Raw genomic sequence first — 19,466 nt, forward strand, 5'->3', positions numbered from 1 at the left:
ATATGTTTAGAGAAATGAGAAGAAAAAAACAAAAATTAACTGAAAAGCAATGTATTGATATTTTAAAAAGAGCAAAAACAGCAACACTTGCTTTACATGGTGATGATGGGTATCCATATTCAGTTCCTGTTAATTATGTTTACTTAGATGGAAAGATTTATTTTCATGGAGCAAAATCAGGACATAAAATAGACGCTATTAAAAATAATTCTAAAGTATCAATAAGTATTATTGATCAAGAAGATGTTATTGAAGAAGAATTAACAACTTATTTTAGAAGTATTATTCTTTTTGGAAAAGCAAAAATCTTACAAGATGATGATGAAATCTATCAAGCGGTAAATGCTTTAGGATTAAAATATTGTAATGATGAAGTTGCAGTTGAAAAAGAAATTCAAAGAGAATGGAAAGATCTTTGTTGTGTAGAAATTATAATTGAACATTTAACAGGTAAACAAGCGATTGAACTTGTAAAATAAAAAATAAGGAAAAAATCCTTATTTTTTTAATGTCTGAATTGTATCAATTAGTTCAACATCTAAAGAAGATAGATAATTGAAAGCTTGTTGATAAATATCATCTTTTAATAAAGCATCAGGACTATGTGCATCAAAGCCAATGATTGCTTTATTTTTATAGTGACTTGCAATTTTCCAAAAAGCATTATTTGGATAATGTCTATGTGTCATAAATCCTAATAGATTAAATTCTAGAGGCATATCTTTTTCTTTAGCATAAGCGCATAAACGTGACATTTCTTCTTGATAAAGTTTTGAATCTTTATCATAGTAAACAAGATCAGGATGAGCTATATAACTATAAAGACCTGTATCGATTGCTTTAATACAATGATCTACATAAGCTTTTAAATAGTATTCATTGACAGGACTTCCAAAGTATTGATGAAGTTCATCTGTTTCATAGTAATGATTTCCTAAAATAATGTAATCAATTTGTTTATCTTTTAACATCTTTTCAAGCCAAGGCATATATCTTTCAAAATATTCACATTCTAATCCAATTAAAATAGAAATTTGATCTTTATATTTTTCTTTAAGATAACGAATGCTTTCAATATAATCATCTAATTGACTTTCAGGCATACGCATTGTTGCTTTAAAAGAAGAATCATAATGCCAAGGTGTATGATCAGAAAATCCTAATTCTTTGATGCCAGCTTTAATAGCTGCTTTTACATATTCTTCATCTTTTCCACTAGCGTGATAGCATCTCGCGGTATGGGTATGATAATTATTTTTATTCATGGTTTCACCTCGAAAATATTATAATACAAAAAAAGGAATATACAAATGTATATTCCAAGCAATTATTATAATCCAAGTTTTGCTTTCATAGCAGCTAATTCATCTTCAACAGAAGCGTCACTACCGTTTGATGTATACTTATCAGCAAGAGTAGAAGCAGCACTTGTATGAGTGTTTAATTCTGCTTCAGCAGTTGCAGCATCTAACATTTTTTCAGCTTTCTTTTCATAGCGTTCAAATGATTCCATAGAAGATTTTGCTTTATCTCCACCAGAAACAATTTTATTAATATGTTCTTGAGCTTTAGCAGAAGCAACTGTTGCTTTAATAGCATCTCTTCTAGCTTCTAATGTTTCGATATCGTTTACTAATTTATCATGCATTTGACGCATTTTATCAGCATTGGCATGAGTAAGTTCTTGTGTTTTTTTGTATGAAACAAGATTGCTTTCATATTGTTGTTTTTTAGCAATCAATGTTCTTGCATCATCTTCATTACCCGCTTTTAAAGCATTTTGAGCAGCTGTTGTGTATTTAGCAATTTCATCTTCACATTCTTGAACTTGACGATCTGCACTTTTTGCATCAGCAATAATGTTGGCTGTTTCTTTTTTTACTTCAGCTAAATCTTCTCTTAAATCTCTTAATGTTTGATCAATCATTTTTGCTGGATCTTCGCATTTGTCTAATAAAGCATTAATGTTACTTTTCATAATGTCTGTAAATCTTGTTAAAATTCCCATAGTTAATCTTTCCCTTCTTCATTTAAGTATTTGTCTCTTAATTCATCTGATTTATCAAGAGGTGTTTTTAATATTTCAACTGTTTCTTTAGCTTTTTCTTTATCTCGTTTAAATTTCATACGCAAGATATAAATAATTCCACCAATTACAATGATAATGCCAACAATAATACAAATGATTTTAATAATATCATTAGAAGTTGTTGATTTTTCCATAATCGTATTTGCTGTTGAATTAAATGTCTTTGTAAATACCTCTACTGTAGAAAGTGAATCATCTGTCCAATAACGATCTATGTAGTTCCAAAAAATATTAACAGCTTCACTATCCATTACCGAAGTTACCTGTTTCCCATTAACATAAGCCATATAACCTATTTCATTAGGATCTTGATCTTCATAGTAAACAAATAAGAAAGTATCTTCGTTATCAATGTTTTGTTCATACCAGTTTTGTGCATAATTATCTTTTTGACTATCACTTGTAAGTGTTTCATCATAGCTCTTTAAATAAATATAAGGTTGAATTCCTGTTTTGTTATAGAAATTCTTAAGATTTTTAGAAAGTTTTGATGTGTTTTCTACATAACCTAGTTCATCTTTAATGCAGTTATTATCGTAAGGAATAGGATTTTCTATCTTTTCACGATTGATTGTTGATGTAACGTCACTATCATCACTAGCAATCATAAAAAAGCTAAAAATAACAACTGCGAAAACAATTAAACAAGCGATCAAAGTTCCTAAACCACTTGAAGAACTAGTATAAACATTTCTTCTATATCCATAATAGCCTCTTCGAGGAGGTGGTGGAGTATGATGATAATGATGCATAGAGGGACCTCTGTTAAAAGATGAGCTTCCTGTAGGACGACTTGATCTGCCAACATGGTGTCCGCCTCCAACACGACTACTTGAATGCCCACCAGAAGAGCGATGTCCTCCACCGCTAGTTCCAGGTCTTGGCATATTTTCACCTCTTTTCTTAATATTTTATTATAGTAATTATACCTTAATTTTCTATGAAAAAATAGAGATAAGATAAAAATAAAAAAATGAATAAAAGAGATTGACAGTATAGTTAGTCTATGCTAACATATAGTTGTGGTTAGCGAAGGATAACTTACAGAAGGAGTAAAGAGCTATGAAAAATAAATTCAAACGCAGCTTGATTGCTCTGGCTTTACAAATGAGTGTCATCGTTGCTGCAATATTATTCGTTTAATTGTCTTATGATTTATTTAACTTAAATTAGCCAAATTCCTTTTTCCTATCATAAGATTATTAAGTGAAGCAAAAGTTTGGTAAGATTACTTACCTTTTTTGTTTATATAATAAAAAATAGCTCGCTGAGCTATTTTTTCATATGTTCTTTAATTTTATTCATTGTTTCATCAGAAATAACATGTTCGATACGACATGCATCATTAACAGCAGTGTCATGAGATACACCGATACTTTCAAAAAATGAAGAAAGTGTATCATGACGATCATAAATTGTTGTAGCAACTTTTAAACCTTTATCAGTTAATTCAATATATCCTTTACTATCAACAATAATATATTCATCTTTCTTTAATAAACCAATAGCACGAGAGACACTCGGTTTAGAATAATTAAGCTCATGAGCAATATCTATGGAACGAACATCCTTATTTCTTTTAGATAAAACAAGAATTGTTTCTAAATACATTTCTCCTGATTCTTGTAAGTTCATGTGCATCACCTCTTTGCATATTATACCATATTTTTAACAAGATAAGCAATGAAATCACTTTGCTAAATCAAGAAAGAGGGTTGACATTGATAACGAAATGCAGTATATTCTATTTGAAGTTAGAGAAGTCTAACTATATTTTATGTCTTATAGTTAGCGAATACTAATCAAATTAGCATAACCTAATGTGGTTAGCGAGGACAAATTCTTGAGGAGGTAAGTAAGATGCCGTTAACAATGTTAAACATAGGAGAAACCGGTGAAATCAAAAGAATTGGTGGTAACGAAGAAACAAGAAGATTTTTAAATAATCTTGGTTTTGTTGTTGGTGCTGAAGTTGTTGTTGTTTCGGCAATCGGGGGAAATGTGATTGTTAATATCAAGGATTCTCGCGTTGCTATTAATGAAGATATGGCAAAACGTATCATGGTGTAGAAAAGGGGGAAGTGTTGTGAAACTTAATGAAGTAGAAGTTGGTAGCACTGTCACTGTTAAGAAAATTGAAGGTGATGGAGCTTACAAAAGACGTATTATGGATATGGGTATCACTAAAGGGGTAGAATTATACATTAGAAAAGTTGCTCCTCTTGGAGATCCTGTTGAAATTACTGTAAGAGGTTATGAATTATCAGTTAGAAAAAACGATGCACAATGTGTTGAAGTTGAATAACGGAGGGGAAAGTTAAAAATGAATATTAAATTTGCGCTTGCAGGTAACCCTAACTGTGGTAAAACAACAATGTTTAACGCATTAACAGGTGCTAATCAATATGTTGGTAACTGGCCAGGTGTTACTGTAGAAAAGAAAGAAGGAAAAGTAAAAGGAAACAAAGAAGATAATATTACTGTTGTTGACTTACCAGGTATTTACTCTTTATCTCCTTATACATTAGAAGAAGTTGTCAGCCGTGATTTTCTTTTAAATGAAGATCCAGATGTCATTATTGACTTAGTTGACGCTACTAATATTGAAAGAAACTTATATTTAACAACTCAATTGATTGAAACTGGGGTTCCAGTAGTTATTGCTTTAAATATGGCAGACTTAATTGAAAAAAGAGGTTTAAAAATTGACACTAAACGTTTATCAATGGTATTAGGATGTCCTATTATTGAAACTTCAGCTTTAAAAGGAACAGGTTTAAAAGAATTAATTGCTGAAGCTGTTAAAGTTGCTAAACAAGGTGAACATCAATTACCTCAATCTATCTTTAGTGAAAAGATTGAAAAAGCAATTGATACTGTTGTTCCAGCATTATCTGAAACAATTACAGCTAATAAGAAAAGATGGTATGCTGTTAAAGTTTTAGAAAATGATGAAAAAGTAATGAATCATATTGTATTAAGTAGTCAAAATAAAACAACAATTGATTCTTTAAGAAAAGAATTAGAAACTGAATTAGATGATGATATGGAAAGTATTATTACTGATGGACGTTATACTTATATTCAAAAATTAATTTCAACAACTGTTGAAAAACCAAAAGAAAAATTAACAATGTCAGATAAAATTGATAAAATTGTTACTAACAGATTCTTAGGAATTCCAATTTTCTTAGCTGTTATGTTTGTTGTTTACTATATTTCAGTAACAACTATCGGTACATTTGTTACTGATTGGACAAATGATGTCTTCGTTGTTGCAATTCAAGATGCTGTATCTGGATTCTTAGGTTCAGTTGGCGCAAGTAGTTTATTAACTGCGGTTATCGTTGATGGTATTATTGGTGGTGTTGGAGCTGTTATTGGATTTGCTCCTCAAATGGCAATTCTATTCTTATTCTTATCAATCTTAGAAGATTGTGGATACATGGTACGTATTGCTTTCGTTATGGATAGAGTATTTAGATATTTCGGTTTATCAGGAAAAAGCTTTATTCCATTATTAATTGGTTCTGGTTGTGGTATTCCTGCTATTATGGCATCAAAAACAATCGAACAAGATAATGATCGTCGTTTAACTATTATGACTGCGACATTTATTCCTTGTGGAGCTAAGTTACCTGTTATTGCTTTATTAGGTGGTGTTATGGCTGGTAAAGTTGCTGGTTGGAAAGCTGCAGGATTTATTGCTCCTGCAATGTACTTCGTAGGAATTGCTGCAGTATTAGTTGCTGCAATTATGTTAAAGAAAACAAAACCTTTCTCAGGTAAACCTGCACCATTCGTTATGGAATTACCTGAATATCATATTCCTAGTGCAAAAACTGTATTATTACATGTATGGGAAAGATTAAAAGGATTCTTAATTAAAGCTGGTACTATTTTAGTTGTTGCTTGTATCGTTATTTGGTTCTTATCTACATTTGGATTTGAAGGTGGATCATTCGGTATGGTTGAAGATACTGCTAACAGTTTAATTGCTGCTATTGGTGATTTCATCGCTCCAATCTTTGCACCTCTTGGATTTGGTAACTGGCAATCTGTTGCTTCTTCATTAACTGGATTCTCAGCTAAAGAAGCAATCGTTTCAACAATGGGTGTATTAGCTAATGTTGCTGGAGATCCTGAAGATGCTGTAAACGTTGCTGCTGGTGTAGCTAAATGGTTCCCAACAGGAATGGCTGCTTTATCATTCTTAATCTTTAACTTATTAGATTCACCATGTTTAGCTGCTATTTCAACTATGGCAAGTGAATTAAATGATAGAAAATGGTTCTGGTTTGCAATTGTATTCCAAAACGTATATGCTTATTGTATCTCATTAATGGTTTATCAAATTGGTTCATTAGTATTATATGGAACATTTGGATTCTGGACTGTTGTAGCGTTCATTGTTCTAGCCTTCATGTTATTCATGTTGTTTAGACCTGATCCTTATAAAGATCAAAAAACTTATTCATTAAGATCAGTTGAAGCATAATAAAATCCGGAGTTATTCCGGATTTTAATAAATTAAAGGAGGTATTATTATGGCTAATGTGATTATTGTTTTATTAATTGTTGCCTATTGTGCATGGGTCATCTATACACATTTCTTTAGAAAGAAAGATGGACATAAGTGTAGTGGTATTTGTGCAGGGTGTAGTCAATGTTCATCTCCTTTAGATGATTATTATAGAGATCAAAAGAAAATGAAAGAGAGACATAATCATGGGTAATGTAAGTGGTTCGACTTTCTATATGTTTTTAGGAGTACTTGTTATTTATTTAATAGGTGTTTCTATTTACACACTTGTTCAAAAAATTAAGAAGAAAAGAAAATAACAGGAGGTAATTATGGCTAATGTTATTATCGTTCTTATATTAGTTGTGGTTGTTGGTATTGCTTTAAAATCAACAAGAAAGCATATGAAAGGTGAAAGTTCTTGTTGTGGTGGCGGTGGAGAAATCTATCAAGCTGTTGAAGATAAAAAATTAGACAATCCAATTATTAAAGAAAAAGTATTTAAAATTAAAGGTATGACTTGTCAACATTGTGTGGCTAATGTAACACGTGCAATTAATGCTATTGAAGGCGTAAGTTCACAAGTGAACTTAAAAAAAGAAGAAGCACATGTTGTCTATGATCGAGATGTTGATGATCAAGTTATTATAGCTGCTGTCAAACAAGCAGGATATGATGTTATTTAGGGAAGAAGAAATTCTTCTCTTTTTTTATAAAATGATTGATATTCATGTCTATACATGGTACATTTGATATGTATAGACAAGATATAATTGTTGCGATTAAAAGTTAAAGAAATACACATCTCATACACCAAGCACTCCAAATTCTTTAATAATGTCTATATATAATGAAGTATCTAAAAAGAGGATTTCAAAAATCCTCTTTTTTTACCAATATTTGGTATTGCTTTTTGTTTGAATATTATATTTAGGTGTATGTGGATATTTTTCAATAGATTTGTTGTTTTTGATAGACCAAGCTTTTGCTGGAAGCGTTAAAAGCTGTGGACATTTTAATTCACCATCTAGTGGTTTAATGAGGGAAATGATATCATGATAATATTTATTACCATTTGTAAGAACATAAGCTCTTTGATTTAAGAAATCTTCCTCATTAAATTGTTCTTGATTGATACTATGTTCATAGATTTCTTTACGATCTAATTCATATAGAAATTCAGACATTAAATCATGAAAATCAAAAATATATTGATCTTTATGATTTACTAAAAAATTAATAATTGGTTCAAAAACTTCATCTGTATTTTCGTTATTCCAATCTCCTTTTTTTAATATTCCCCAAAAAGAATTTTTAAACATTTTCATCACCATATCCATTCTATAGGATAATGAACAAGATATCAAGGAGTCCCTTTTCTAAACCAATAAACAATCCCTGTTTCATCAATATTTCCAGAGATAGGATTAATAGCGATAGCATTTAATTTAGATGTTAATTTATACCAACTTTCTTTTTTGATTTCTTTATTTAAAAAATCAATTGCTAATTCTTTAGCAAGCACTTTTTCCTGACTGTTTTCTATTTTTCGATTATCATCATAGCCTACCCAACCATTAATGAGGATATTAGGATTATAAGCAACAATCAAATTATCATAATCAGTACTCCCTGTTTTACATGCTACTGTGTATTTTGTTTGATAATTTTCCATTGTTGCATTTAAATAAGTTGAAAATTGTTTATTAAAGGTTCCTGTTAATAATTGATTGAGGATTAAACAGCTTTCTTTGTTCAAATTTTGAATTCTTTGATTTTTATGTTGATAAATAGTTTTTCCTTGATGATCAACGATTTTTTCAATGGTATAAAGATGTTGATATTTACCACCAGAAGCAATATTACAGTAGATATTTGAAAGATTATAAATGTTTGTATTAACTGTTCCAAGTGCTAAAGAGGCGTTGTTTTTAGCGTTGATTCCATAGGATTTGAGAAAATCTCTAAGATTTTCTGTGCCTAAAAATAAATGTGTTTTTACAGCAAAAATATTATCGCTGACAGCAATAGCTTGAGCAAGTGTGATTTCTTGATAAGCATATTTTTGATGAAAATTAGCAGGAGAGTAAGTTGTATTGTTACTTAATTTAAAGGTCGTTGGTTCGCATAGAAAACGTGTAGAGGGGTTAAATCCGTTTTCTAAGGCTAAATAGTAGAGAAAAGGTTTCATTGTACTTCCTATTTGTCTAGAAGCATGTATTGCACGATTATATTGAGAATTAGCGTAATCTTTACCACCAATCAAGGCTTGTAATTGATTGGTTTTAGGATTTGCGACCGTAAAAGCGCATTGTAGATCACCTTGTATTTTCTTTTCTTTAATAAGATCATTTAAAGTATTTTGATATTCACTGTTAAAAGAAGTATAAATATTTAATCCTTTATTTAAATATTGATTATTATAAAAACCTAATTCCTCTAGTTCTTCTAAAACAGTATCCTTATAATAATAAGTAGACATATTTTCATTAAGTGAATGTTCACTTGCTAAATTAAGAGTTTGCTTTTGAGTGGCCTCTAAAATACTTTGAGTAATCATTTGATTATCATACATAGCTTTTAAAACAAGATTTTGTCTTTGTTTAGCTCTTTCTTTGTTTAAAATTGGTGAATAATATTGGGGACCATTGACAACCCCTGCTAACATGCTTGCTTCATTTAAAGTCAATTCTTTTGCTTTTTTACCATAGAAATACTGGGAAGCATTTTCAATGCCATAAATTCCATGTCCAAAATAGACATTATTGATATAACCTTCTAAAATTTCCTTTTTTGATAAATGCGTTTCTAATTGTAAAGTAAAAAAAGCTTCTTTTACTTTACGAGACCAAGTCTTTTCATTTGTTAAATAAAGAAGACGAGCGTATTGTTGGGTTATTGTGCTAGCACCTTGAGAAGTTTTCCTTTTTAGGACATTTGTTTTTATTGCCCGGGAAATTCCGACATAATCAAACCCATGATGACTATAAAAACGTTTATCTTCAATAGCAACAATTGCTTTTAAAAAATAAGGACTAACATCATCAATTGAAACATATTGCCCACTATAATTATTGACACTTTGATAAAAAATCTTATTTTGATCATCATAAAGCTTTATGTAACGATCTTTATTAAGTTCAGGTTTTCCTACACAAAAGGCAATAATATACATCAATAAAAGAAATGTGAAGAAAAATATAAAACAATAAAGAATTCTTTTTATAAACTGTCTCATTTTATCACCGATTTTATTCTTGCCATTTTATGTTATAATATGCACGGTGATAGAATGAAAAAGAATATTAAAGTAAATTATAAGAGTATATTTAAATATGATGATCATCATGAAACAGTTCAATTTAAAAGTGATGGAATCTATGAAAAAGGATTTGATAAAGAGAAATTTACTTTCTATAACAATGATCAAAAGATAGAAATTATTTTAAAAGGTAAAGAAATGACATTAGCTAATGGACCTTCTTTATTAAATCTTTCTTATCATAGAAAGATAGGAAATCATTATCATACAGATTATGGGATGATAGAACTCTTTACAGAACTTATTACAATGGAACATGATCGTTATTTAAAAGTGAAGTATATTTTAAGTGATGGGCATCAACAATTAAGTGAAGTTTACGTGATGATGAAATATGATTTTTATGGAGAAGAAAATGAAGCAATCTAAGAAGTTATTAACGAATAAAATATTATTTTCAGGTTTATTGATTTTAATTCAATTAATTATTGTTTTTGTAGCTTTTTTGACAATTCATAGATCATCTAGATTTTTTGTCTATTTGTTCAAGCTTATTAGTGTTCTTGCTGCTTTATATATTATAAATAAGGATGATGCAAGTGCTTATAAGATTACCTGGCTTGTTTTAATAGCTGCTGTACCTTTTGTAGGTGGTGTTCTTTATGTATTTTTAGGAGATAAAAAACCAAGTCAAAGGTTACAACTTGCTTTTTTAAAACAAATAAAGAATCAACGTATTATTGAAAATGATATTATCGAAGAAGTAGCTGATCCTTATATTAAAGGACAAATGAATTATTTAAATCAACAAAGATATCCTACGTATTATGGACAAGACCTTAAATATTTTTCATTAGGTGATGCTGCTTTTGAACCTTTATTGGAATCCTTAAGAAATGCGAAAAAATTCATTTTTATGCAATTTTTTATTGTTGATGAAGGAAAAATGTTGAAAAGTGTTTTAGATATTCTTAAAGAGAAAGTTAAAGAAGGTGTAGAAGTGAGATTTATGTATGATGATGTAGGATCACTTACGATGTTGCCTCGTCATTATGATCGTCAACTTGAAAAAATGGGCATAAAGAGTGTGGCATTTAATCCTTTTATACCTATTTTATCTTTAGCGATGAATAACCGTGATCATAAAAAGATCGTGGTGATTGATGGTGAAATAGGCTTTAGTGGTGGATTTAATTTAGCAGATGAATATATTAATCAAAGAGTTAAATATGGGCATTGGAAGGATTCTGGGTTAATGATTCATGGTCCTGCTGTTAATTCGCTTACGAAGATGTTTTTAGAATCATGGAATGTAGCAAGAAATACAGAAGAAGATTATGAAAAGTATTATGTGCGCTCTCATCAAAAATTTGAGGTAGATGGCTATGTAACTCCTTATGGAGATTCTCCTTTAGATGATGAAAATGTAGGTGAAAATGTTTATTTAAACATGATCAATCAAGCGTATGATTATTTATATATTACAACACCCTATTTGATCTTAGATGATAACTTACAAACAGCATTGATCAATGCTGCTAAAAGAGGAGTCGACGTACGCATCATTACACCAGGAATACCAGATAAAAAAATTGTTTTTAGAGTTACACGTTCATATTATCAAACATTGATCAAACATGGTATTCGTATTTATGAATATACTCCTGGATTTATTCACGCTAAAAACTTTTTAGTGGATGATAAATGTGCAACAGTAGGGACAATCAATTTAGATTATCGTAGTTTATATCTTCATTTTGAAAATGGGATTTATTTATATAACAATAAAATATTAAAAGATATTAAGGAAGATTTTTTAGCGACAGTAGAAAAGTCTCATGAAATTACCTTGGATGAAGTTGTAACTGGTAAATTTATGGGTTGGTTTGAAGCAATTTTACGTGTAATTGCTCCATTACTTTAGGTAAAAAACATTGACTTTATGCACTCTTAATGGTAACGTATAAACGATTAAATATCTTTTTTAAGGAGGTAAAAAATGGCTGTAAATAAAATTGAAATTGCGTTGAAAGAAGCACTAAAAAAAGCAATGGTTAAATGCAATTTTGTAGAAGATTATGAAATAAATCAAATCACAATAGAAATACCAAAAGAAAAAAGTCATGGTGATTATTCAACAAATATCGCTATGCAACTTACAAGATTACTTAGAAAGAATCCAAGAATGATTGCAGAACAATTAATCGAAGCAATTGATAAAGAGGAAGCAAATATCGATTCTATTGAAATTGCTGGTCCAGGATTCATCAATATGTTTATGAAAAAAGATGCTTTAACTTCTATTATTAAAGAAGTATTAGCAGAAAAAGATGATTATGGAAAAAGTGATGCAGGAAAAGGAATTAAATATAATGTTGAATTCGTTTCTGCCAATCCAACAGGAGATTTACATTTAGGACATGCTAAAGGGGCAGCAGTAGGAGATAGTATTTGTCGTATTATGTCAGCTGCAGGATATGATGTTACAAGAGAATATTATATTAATGATGCAGGAAATCAAATTTATAATTTAGCTTTATCTTTATATGCAAGATATAGAGAAGCTTTTGGTTTAGATTTTGAATTACCTGAAGATGGATATCATGGTCAAGATATTAAAGATATCGCTGTTAAAATCAAAGAAGAAGTTGGCGATAAATATTTAAATGCAGATCATGATGAAATGATTGCTTTCTTTAGAAAGGAAGGAACTAAATTTGAATTACAAAAAATTAAAGATATTTTAGCGGAATTTAGAGTTCATCATGATGTTTGGTTCTCTGAAACTTCTTTATATGAAGAAAATAAAGTAGTTCCTACAATTGAAAAATTAAAGGAAAAGGGATTTACTTATGAACAAGATGGAGCTTTATGGTTTAAATCTACTGAATTTGGTGATGATAAAGACCGTGTTTTAATTAAATCTGATGGAAGTTATACGTATTTAACTCCTGATATTGCTTATCATTTAAACAAATTAGATAGAGGTTATGAATATTTAGTAGATTTATTAGGTGCAGATCATCATGGTTATATCAATCGTATGAAAGCTGCTATTCAAGCTTTAGGTTATAATAGTGATCAATTAAATATTGATATTCTACAAATGGTTAGAATGATGGAAAATGGTGAAGTTGTTAAAATGTCTAAACGTACAGGAAATGCCATTACAATCAAAGATTTAATTGATGATATTGGTGTGGACGCTACACGTTACTTCTTTGCTGCTAAAGCTGCTAATACACCTTATGATTTTGATTTAACATTAGCTAAATCTAAATCAAATGATAATCCAGTTTATTATGCACAATATGCGCATGCTAGAATGTGTTCTATTTTAAGACAAGCAAAAGAAAATGAAATTACAGTTGCAGATCATTTTGAATTATTAATTAATGATAAAGAAATGGCTTTATTAAAACATATTAATGAATTCAGAAATGAAATTGCGGATAGTGCAAAATCTAGAAGCCCACATAAAATCGCAAATTATATTCAAAGACTTGCACAATTATTCCATAGTTTCTATAATGATTGTTATGTAATAGATAAAGAAAATATTGAATTATCAATGCAACGTTTAGCTTTAGTAGAAGCAACACGTATTACATTAAAAAATGCATTAAACTTAATTGGTGTTGAAGCACCTGAAAAAATGTAAGGAGAGATAAAGATGGATAAAAATAGATCAATGGTTGATGTCGCTTATGAATTAATGTCTAAAAAGAAAAAAGCAGTTAATTTCTATAAATTATGGCAAGAAGTAAGTGAAGTAAAAGGTTTTGATGAAGAAGAAAAAGATGAAAAAGAATCTTTATTCTATACAAACATTACTTTAGATGGACGTTTCATTACAATTGGTGAAAACAACTGGGATTTACGTTCTCGTCATAAATTTGATGAAGTACACATCGATATGAATGACATCTATACTGATGAAGATGAAGAATCTGAAGAAGTAGAAGACGATGTAGATAGTACAATCGAAGATGATTATAATAACTAAGAGGCAAGGCCTCTTTTTTAATAAAATCCTTGCTTTCAAATAAAAGTAGATGTTCTTATTAATGAAAGGATTATTTTATGAATAAACGACAAACAAAGATTTTAGAATTACTCACACAAAATAAAAAAATAGAAGTTACAAAACTTTCTGAATTACTAGGAGTTTCACAAGTTACAATTCGTAAAGATTTAGATGCTCTTTCAGAAAGTGGTATGTTAATTAGAGAACATGGATATGCTACTCTTAATAAAAGTGATGATATGAATATTCGTCTTGCTTATCATTATGAACAAAAACAACAAGTAGCTAAAAAAGCAGTAGAATCGATTCAACATGGTGAAACAATTATGATTGAATCAGGTTCATGTTGTGCTCTAGTAGCTTTAGAAATTGCAAAGACAAAAAAAGATATCACACTGATTACCAATTCTGCATTTATTGCAGATTATATTCGTAAACATACATCTATTAAAATTATTTTATTAGGTGGAGAATATCAACATGAATCTCAAGTGATGGTAGGACCAATGATGAGAAAGTGTGCAGAAGCATTTTTTGTGGATAAACTCTTTATTGGAACAGATGGTTTTAGTATTGATACAGGATTTACAGGAAATGATTATATGCGTTGTGAAGCTGTTAAAGATATGGCAAGACAAGCAAGTCATGTTATTATTGTTACTGAATCAAATAAGTTTCATCAAAAAGGAGTTTCTAATTTAATTGATTTACATCAAGTATCATGTATTTATACAGATCAAGGAATTCCTCAAGAAGTTGAAGAATATTTTAAAGAAAAACATATACAAGTTGAGAAAGTTTGATCCTAAGGTTTCCTTAGGATTTTTGTAGCAAAAATGTAAAGGAAAGTTGCTGGTGATAAGAAGTAAGAATGTTATAATTTTTCTAGGAGGTGACAATAATGCTTAATGAAAAGATAGTGTATTATAGAAAGAAAAACATGCTTACGCAAGAAGAACTAGCATATCTATTAAATGTTTCAAGACAAACAGTTACAAAATGGGAAACGGGAACTATTTATCCTAATATTGAGTATTTAATAAAACTTTCAAATCTTTTTGGTGTTTCAATAGATTATTTAGTTAAAGAAGATGATTGTTTAACATTAGAAACTCATAAAATTGAAATAAGTGAACTTGCATGCTTTCTTGTAAAAGCCAAAAAGGCAACGTATGCAAATAAAACAAATAAAGTCAATTCTTCAAGAAAAGAGTCTCATGATTATTCATATCAAGAGAATAATTATACTTATTTAGATTCTTTCTTTGGTGCGGAAAATTTTAGTGGACAAGAAATTGTTTATAAAGACGAAAAACCATGTTGGTCTATGAATTACTATGGAAGGGTTATAGAGGAAAACTTTAATGGTGATTTTTTAAAAGAAGCTTTATTACAAGTTGATGAAGAATTGCCTTTTAGAGGTCCTTTATTTTATCAAAAAGGGGAGTATCTTTACTTGTTGCGTATTCAAGGAAAAATTGATTTTTTTCAGGGTGTTGAAGAAATATATTATCAAACATATAAAGTTTATGAAGGATTCATACAAGGCGGAATTGTGAAATAAATAATGACAAATATTTTAAATAAATTTTAATATACTCTTAATGAAGAATGATTATTTCTAAAACAGGAGAGAGTATATGAAAAATTTAGAAAGAAAAGATATTTTAAATGTGAAAAAGCATACTAAAAATAAAAGTGTTTTTAATAATTCACAGCTTGTATTAAATATTTTATATGATACAAGTATTAAGTATAAAAATAATAAAAGCTATCCTCGTTGATAGCTTTTTAAATACTTAAAAGAAACAATCAATACCTTTATCTAAAAAGATTTGTTGGTAATCTTTCAAGTCTTCTTCATGATATGCTTGATAAGTTTTTAAAGTATATTCTTTATTTAATAAGTCATATTTCTTTTCACCAAATTGATGAAAAGGAAGAAGTTGTACTTTTTGAATATTTGATGTTTTTAATAAATCACTGATTCCTTGAGCGTCTTCTAAAGAATCATTAAAATCAGGAATAACAGGAATGCGTGGTAAAACATTAAGTTGATGTTGAATAGCCCATTGAAGATTTTCAACAATTAAATCATTATAAACACCTGTTCCTTCAAAATGTTGAAGTCGATCATAATGTTTTACATCAAAGAGTAAAAGATCAAATAAAGGGGCTAGTTTTTGAAATGTTTCTTGTTGAATATATCCTGTTGTTTCAATGGCGACATGGAGGTTTTTTTCTTTAAGAGATAAAACAAGCTTTTCTAGAAATTCAGGTTGTGCCATACCTTCACCCCCAGAGATAGTTACACCACCATTAGATTCTTCATAAAAATCAATATCTTGCATGCAGACATCCACAATTTCTTGAATTTCTTTAAAGTCTCCTTCATGACTTAATGCTTTAGTTGGACAATGATTGACACATTGTAGACAGCCAATACATTTATCATGATTAAAGATCATATGGTTTTCTTTTTCGGTAATTGCTTGTTTTGGGCAGTTAAGTAAACATTTCTTACAATGAGCACATTTTTCAAAATCGTAAAGTATTTGTAGTTTAAGTAATTGGGATTCAGGATTTGAACACCATTTACATTTTAAAGGACAGCCTTTAAAGAAAACAGTCGTACGAATACCTGGACCATCATGAATACTAAATTTTTGTATATTAAATATTAATCCTTTTTCCATAGTTTTTCTCCTCGCTAATATCCTAACATATCTTTTTATAAGTTTCAAATGAAACTAAAATTGTTTATTTATGAAAATAATATTGACTTATTTTTTGCTTATTATATAATTTAATTGCAAAAGAAAGAATAAAAACTTACGAATGAAAGTTGAGGAAAGAAAAATGAAGAACAGTGAACACTTTGGTGAACTTACATCAAGAATGAATCATTTTAGAGAAGAAGTTTTAGATAAAAAACCATATATCTGTGCAAAAAGAGCACTCCTTGCGACAGAGGCATATAAGGAACATTTAAATGAACCGCCAATTATGAAAAGAGCGTATATGTTAAAAAACATCTTAGAAAAGATGCCTATTTATATTGAAGAAGATACTTTGATTGTAGGAAATCAAGCTTCATCAAATAGAGATGCACCCATCTTTCCAGAATATACAATGGAATTTGTGATGAATGAACTTGATCTATTTGAAAAAAGAGATGGGGATGTTTTCTATATTACAGAAGAAACAAAAGAAGAATTAAGATCAATTGCACCATTTTGGGAAAATAATAATTTAAGAAGTAAAGGAGGCGCTTTGCTTCCAGATGAAGTGAGTGTTTATATGGAAACAGGTTTCTTTGGAATGGAAGGGAAACTTAATTCTGGAGATGCGCATCTAGCGGTAGATTATCAACAAGTTTTACAAAAAGGTTTAAAAGGATATGAAGAAAGAGTTAAAGATTTAAAAGAAAAACTTGATTTATGTATGCCTGAAAATATTGATAAGTATCAATTTTATAAAGCTGTTTTAATTGTCATTGATGCAGTTAAAACATTTGCAAGACGTTACAGTGATCTTGCTTTAGAACTTGCAGAAAGTGCTGATGGGAAACGAAAAGAAGAATTAGAAGAAATTGCACGTATTTGTAAGAAAGTTCCTTATGAAAAAGCAGAAACTTTCTATGAAGCGATTCAATCAACATGGTTTATTCAATTAATTCTACAAATTGAATCAAATGGACATTCTTTATCTTATGGACGTTTTGATCAATATATTTATCCTTACTATAAACATGATAAAGATCTTCATAATATAACAGAAGAACAAGCTATTGAATTATTAGATAACTTATGGATCAAAACTCTAACAATCAATAAGGTGCGTTCACAAGCCCATACTTTTTCAAGTGCCGGAAGCCCAATGTATCAAAATGTAACCATCGGTGGACAAACACCTGATAAAAAAGATGCAACGAATGAACTTTCATATTTAGTATTAAAATCAGTTGCCCAAACACGTTTACCACAACCAAACTTAACAGTGCGATATCATAAAAATATGCCAAAAGCTTTTTTGGATGAAGCTATTGAAGTTATGAAACTTGGTACAGGAATGCCTGCATTCAATAATGACGAAATCATTATTCCATCATTTATTGAAAAGGGTGTCAAAGAAGAAGATGCATATAACTATTCAGCGATTGGTTGTGTTGAAACAGCAGTTCCTGGTAAATGGGGTTATCGTTGTACAGGGATGTCTTATATGAACTTCCCACGTATTTTATTAATGGCAATGAATGACGGGGTAGATATGACTTCTGGAAAAAGATTCTTTGAAGGTAGTGGTTACTTTAAAGATATGACATCTTATGATGAACTCTTTAAAGCGATTGAAAAAGGAATGCGTCATTTGACACGTATGTCAGTGATTGTTGAAAATGCGATTGATTTAGCACTTGAAAGAGATGTACCAGATGTTTTATGTTCTGCCTTAACAGAAGATTGCATTGGTCGTGGAAAAACGATTAAAGAAGGTGGCGCTGTTTATGATTTTATTTCAGGGTTACAAGTAGGAATTGCGAATATGGCAGATAGCCTTGTAGCTATTAAAAAACTTGTCTTTGAAGAAAAGAAAATTACGCCTGAAGAATTATGGAATGCGATTTTAGATGATTATACAAGCAAAGAAAGTCAAAAAATTCAAGAAATGTTGATTAATGATGCACCTAAGTATGGTAATGATATTGATGAAGTCGATCAATTAGTAGTTGATGTTTATAATATTTATATTGATGAAATGAAAAAATATCCAAATACTCGTTATGGAAGAGGTCCAATCGGTGGGATTCGTTATGCTGGTACTTCAAGTATTTCTGCCAACGTTGGACAAGGTTATGGCACAATGGCTACTCCAGATGGAAGAAAAGCACATACACCTCTTGCTGAGGGATGTTCACCAGCTCATGCGATGGATAAAAAAGGACCAACTGCTGTGTTTAAATCTGTTTCTAAATTACCAACACATGAAATTACGGGTGGTGTTTTATTAAATCAAAAGGTAACACCTCAGTTATTATCGAAAGAAGAAAATAAAGAAAAGATTGAAATGTTGATTAAAACCTTCTTCAATCGATTAAAAGGTTATCATGTTCAATACAATGTTGTTTCTAAAGAAACGTTATTAGATGCCCAAGCACATCCTGAAAAGCATAAAGATTTAATTGTTCGTGTTGCTGGCTATTCCGCATTCTTTAATGTGTTATCAAAAGCAACACAAGATGATATTATTGGAAGAACTGAACAAACATTATAGGAGAAAAGAAAATGGAATTTATAATTGATACAGTAAACTTAGAAGATATAAAAGAAGCAGTAGAATATATGCCAATTGTAGGAGTAACAAGTAATCCTTCAATCGTAAAGAAAACAAGTCCAAAAGACTTCTTTCAACATATGAAAGAAGTAAGAAAAATCATTGGAAAAGAAAGAAGTCTTCATATTCAAGTGATTTCTAAGGAATGTGATGAAATCGTTAAAGAAGCCCATCGTATTATTGAAGAAATTGATGATCAAGTTTATATCAAAGTGCCTGTTTCTTATGAAGGAGT

The 19,466-nt window shown here is 29.8% G+C and carries 22 protein-coding genes; 15 read left to right on the plus strand and 7 right to left on the minus strand.

Going from position 1 to position 19,466, the window contains the following annotated elements; all coding sequences use genetic code 11:
* Nucleotides 1-2: 2 nt before the first annotated feature.
* Nucleotides 3-479: a pyridoxamine 5'-phosphate oxidase family protein gene (locus C7U54_RS09915; RefSeq protein WP_107030196.1), complete on the plus strand. Its 477-nt coding sequence runs from the start codon at nucleotides 3-5 to the stop codon at nucleotides 477-479.
* Between the two features lie 18 nt (nucleotides 480-497).
* Here C7U54_RS09915 and C7U54_RS09920 read toward each other — a convergent pair whose 3' ends face one another.
* The 4 genes from C7U54_RS09920 to C7U54_RS09935 all read right to left on the minus strand — a co-directional run bounded on the left by C7U54_RS09920 (nucleotide 498) and on the right by C7U54_RS09935 (nucleotide 3,724).
* Nucleotides 498-1,265 carry a histidinol-phosphatase gene (locus C7U54_RS09920; RefSeq protein ID WP_107030197.1) on the minus strand — a complete coding sequence of 256 codons (768 nt, stop codon included), beginning with the start codon at nucleotides 1,263-1,265 and terminating at the stop codon, nucleotides 498-500.
* A 65-nt stretch (nucleotides 1,266-1,330) separates the two neighbouring features.
* Nucleotides 1,331-2,008, minus strand: a complete 678-nt coding sequence (locus C7U54_RS09925; RefSeq protein WP_022000840.1) for a PspA/IM30 family protein — start codon at nucleotides 2,006-2,008, stop codon at nucleotides 1,331-1,333.
* A 2-nt stretch (nucleotides 2,009-2,010) separates the two neighbouring features.
* Complete coding sequence (locus C7U54_RS09930) at nucleotides 2,011-2,976, minus strand: hypothetical protein (RefSeq protein ID WP_107030198.1); 966 nt, start codon at nucleotides 2,974-2,976, stop codon at nucleotides 2,011-2,013.
* 385 nt (nucleotides 2,977-3,361) lie between these two features.
* Nucleotides 3,362-3,724, minus strand: coding sequence for a metal-dependent transcriptional regulator (locus C7U54_RS09935; protein ID WP_107030199.1), 363 nt, complete (start codon nucleotides 3,722-3,724; stop codon nucleotides 3,362-3,364).
* Between the two features lie 225 nt (nucleotides 3,725-3,949).
* On the opposite strand from C7U54_RS09935, the gene C7U54_RS09940 reads away from it, so the two are divergent.
* The 5 genes from C7U54_RS09940 (at nucleotide 3,950) to C7U54_RS09960 (ending at nucleotide 7,297) form a co-directional block, all read left to right on the plus strand.
* Entirely contained in the window at nucleotides 3,950-4,159 is a 210-nt protein-coding gene (locus C7U54_RS09940; protein ID WP_107030200.1) for a FeoA family protein, read from the plus strand.
* 16 nt (nucleotides 4,160-4,175) lie between these two features.
* Nucleotides 4,176-4,394 carry a FeoA family protein gene (locus C7U54_RS09945; protein WP_022000741.1) on the plus strand — a complete coding sequence of 73 codons (219 nt, stop codon included), beginning with the start codon at nucleotides 4,176-4,178 and terminating at the stop codon, nucleotides 4,392-4,394.
* Between the two features lie 18 nt (nucleotides 4,395-4,412).
* Entirely contained in the window at nucleotides 4,413-6,587 is a 2,175-nt protein-coding gene (feoB, locus tag C7U54_RS09950) for a ferrous iron transport protein B (RefSeq protein WP_107030201.1), read from the plus strand.
* Nucleotides 6,588-6,636: 49 nt separating this feature from the next.
* Nucleotides 6,637-6,825: a FeoB-associated Cys-rich membrane protein gene (locus C7U54_RS09955; protein WP_022002705.1), complete on the plus strand. Its 189-nt coding sequence runs from the start codon at nucleotides 6,637-6,639 to the stop codon at nucleotides 6,823-6,825.
* Nucleotides 6,826-6,943: 118 nt separating this feature from the next.
* Nucleotides 6,944-7,297 (plus strand): heavy-metal-associated domain-containing protein, encoded by a 354-nt coding sequence (locus C7U54_RS09960; protein WP_022002703.1) that lies wholly within the window; start codon nucleotides 6,944-6,946, stop codon nucleotides 7,295-7,297.
* A gap of 204 nt (nucleotides 7,298-7,501) precedes the next feature.
* Here C7U54_RS09960 and C7U54_RS09965 read toward each other — a convergent pair whose 3' ends face one another.
* Together C7U54_RS09965 and C7U54_RS09970 are read right to left on the minus strand one after the other, a co-directional pair.
* Complete coding sequence (locus C7U54_RS09965) at nucleotides 7,502-7,933, minus strand: DUF4240 domain-containing protein (protein WP_158546565.1); 432 nt, start codon at nucleotides 7,931-7,933, stop codon at nucleotides 7,502-7,504.
* Between the two features lie 41 nt (nucleotides 7,934-7,974).
* Nucleotides 7,975-9,849, minus strand: coding sequence for a transglycosylase domain-containing protein (locus C7U54_RS09970; RefSeq protein ID WP_107030203.1), 1,875 nt, complete (start codon nucleotides 9,847-9,849; stop codon nucleotides 7,975-7,977).
* A gap of 54 nt (nucleotides 9,850-9,903) precedes the next feature.
* On the opposite strand from C7U54_RS09970, the gene C7U54_RS09975 reads away from it, so the two are divergent.
* From C7U54_RS09975 to C7U54_RS14620, 7 genes are all read left to right on the plus strand, one after another.
* A complete protein-coding gene (locus C7U54_RS09975; RefSeq protein WP_117482089.1) occupies nucleotides 9,904-10,302 on the plus strand; it encodes a DUF1934 domain-containing protein in 399 nt (132 codons plus the stop codon).
* Nucleotides 10,289-11,797: a cardiolipin synthase gene (gene cls / locus C7U54_RS09980; protein WP_107030205.1), complete on the plus strand. Its 1,509-nt coding sequence runs from the start codon at nucleotides 10,289-10,291 to the stop codon at nucleotides 11,795-11,797. The genes C7U54_RS09975 and cls overlap by 14 nt, the downstream gene beginning before the upstream one ends.
* Before the next feature lie 75 nt (nucleotides 11,798-11,872).
* On the plus strand, nucleotides 11,873-13,534 hold the full coding sequence (gene argS / locus C7U54_RS09985) for an arginine--tRNA ligase (protein WP_107030206.1): 1,662 nt from the start codon (nucleotides 11,873-11,875) through the stop codon (nucleotides 13,532-13,534).
* A gap of 12 nt (nucleotides 13,535-13,546) precedes the next feature.
* A complete protein-coding gene (gene rpoE / locus C7U54_RS09990; RefSeq protein WP_107030207.1) occupies nucleotides 13,547-13,879 on the plus strand; it encodes a DNA-directed RNA polymerase subunit delta in 333 nt (110 codons plus the stop codon).
* A 77-nt stretch (nucleotides 13,880-13,956) separates the two neighbouring features.
* Nucleotides 13,957-14,703, plus strand: a complete 747-nt coding sequence (locus C7U54_RS09995; RefSeq protein WP_107030208.1) for a DeoR/GlpR family DNA-binding transcription regulator — start codon at nucleotides 13,957-13,959, stop codon at nucleotides 14,701-14,703.
* A gap of 98 nt (nucleotides 14,704-14,801) precedes the next feature.
* Nucleotides 14,802-15,464, plus strand: a complete 663-nt coding sequence (locus tag C7U54_RS10000) for a DUF5680 domain-containing protein (RefSeq protein ID WP_107030209.1) — start codon at nucleotides 14,802-14,804, stop codon at nucleotides 15,462-15,464.
* 76 nt (nucleotides 15,465-15,540) lie between these two features.
* Entirely contained in the window at nucleotides 15,541-15,684 is a 144-nt protein-coding gene (locus C7U54_RS14620; RefSeq protein ID WP_155522455.1) for a hypothetical protein, read from the plus strand.
* Nucleotides 15,685-15,699: 15 nt separating this feature from the next.
* Here the strand turns inward: C7U54_RS14620 and C7U54_RS10005 are convergent, their stop codons facing one another.
* Nucleotides 15,700-16,596: a glycyl-radical enzyme activating protein gene (locus tag C7U54_RS10005; protein ID WP_107030210.1), complete on the minus strand. Its 897-nt coding sequence runs from the start codon at nucleotides 16,594-16,596 to the stop codon at nucleotides 15,700-15,702.
* A 163-nt stretch (nucleotides 16,597-16,759) separates the two neighbouring features.
* Between C7U54_RS10005 and C7U54_RS10010 the strand changes: the two genes are divergently transcribed.
* Entirely contained in the window at nucleotides 16,760-19,171 is a 2,412-nt protein-coding gene (locus C7U54_RS10010; protein ID WP_107030211.1) for a glycyl radical protein, read from the plus strand.
* A gap of 11 nt (nucleotides 19,172-19,182) precedes the next feature.
* Nucleotides 19,183-19,466 (plus strand): transaldolase family protein (locus tag C7U54_RS10015; RefSeq protein WP_277738285.1); only part of this gene is annotated, 284 nt, incomplete at its 3' end.

The organism is Faecalibacillus intestinalis (assembly GCF_003024685.1).
Classification (GTDB): domain Bacteria; phylum Bacillota_I; class Bacilli_A; order Erysipelotrichales; family Coprobacillaceae; genus Faecalibacillus; species Faecalibacillus intestinalis.